This window comes from Inquilinus limosus MP06 (genome assembly GCF_000767795.1).
GTDB lineage: Bacteria > Pseudomonadota > Alphaproteobacteria > DSM-16000 > Inquilinaceae > Inquilinus > Inquilinus limosus_E.
On the sequence record NZ_JANX01000982.1, the window covers coordinates 1 to 1,299 of the forward strand.

The 1,299-nt window shown below is 69.2% G+C and carries 1 protein-coding gene; it reads left to right on the forward strand.

What is annotated here, in order from left to right:
- Positions 1-1,189 (forward strand): calcium-binding protein (locus tag P409_RS41355; RefSeq protein ID WP_161790533.1); only part of this gene is annotated, 1,189 nt, incomplete at its 5' end.
- Between the last annotated feature and the right edge of the window lie 110 nt (positions 1,190-1,299).

Here is a 1,299-nt window from a genome sequence, read left to right on the forward strand (position 1 = left end):
CGGCGGCGACGCCGAGGGCGACACGCTGAACGGCATCAGCAACCTGACCGGAACCGCCTTCATCGACCATCTGTACGGCAGTGCCGGGGCCAACACGATCTTGGGCCTCGACGGCGACGACACGATCCGTGGCGGCGGCGGCGCCGACAACATCGATGGCGGCGCAGGGTCCGATTTCGCCAACTACCAAGGCTCGGCCTCGGGGGTCACGGTCAACCTTGCGACCGGCGTCAACAGCGGCGGCGACGCCGCCGGCGACGTGCTGACCAGCATCGAGAACCTGTACGGGTCCAGCTTCGACGACAACCTGACCGGCGATGCCGGCCGCAACATCTTCGGCGGCGAGCTCGGCAACGACACGCTCGTCGGCAATGCCGGCGACGATTCGCTGTCGGGCGAGGCGGGCAACGACAACCTCGACGGCGGCGACGGCAACGACCGGCTTGTCGGCGGCGACGGCGACGACATCGCCAATGGCGGGGCCAACAACGATTCGATCGACGGCGGCGCCGGGACCGACACGCTGAACGGCGGCGCCGGGGATGACTCCATCTCGGGCGGCGCCGGCACCGACACGATCAACGGCAATGACGGCAACGACATCATCAACGGGGGCGATGGGGCCGACCATATCGACGGTGGGCTCGGCATCGACACCGCCTACTACATCAACAGCGCAGCCGGCGTGACCGTCAACCTGCTGGCCGACACCGCCTCCGGCGGCGACGCCACCGGCGACACGCTGGACAATATCGAGCAGCTCTACGGCTCGAATTTCATCGACAGCCTGACCGGCGATGCCGGCAACAACCGGCTCTGGGGCAACGGCGGCGACGACGTCCTCACCGGCGGGGCCGGGGCCGACACGCTGAAGGGCGGCGCCGGCAACGACAGCTTCGTCTACACCGCCATCGGCGACAGCACTGTGGCCGCGGCCGGCCGCGACACAATCGAGGACTTCTCGACCGGCGACCACATCGACCTGTCCGCGATCGACGCCAACGGCTCGGGCGGCGCCTTCACCTTCGGCACCGGCACCTTCACCGGCGTGGCGGGCGAGCTGCGGGTGGTGGCCTTGGCCAATGGCTACCAGATGGTCTATGGCGACACCAACGGGGACAAGAACCCGGACATCGCCATCGCCGTCCTCTCGGATCACGCGCTGACCGCCAGCGACTTCGTGCTCTGAGGCCTTGAGTGGACGACCCCACTCCGCGCCTGCGGGGTGGGGTCTTTCTTTGCCCGCTCCCTGCCGCGGCGATACGCGCGGCTTGGCCGGGGCCGGCGCGGCGGCGATAC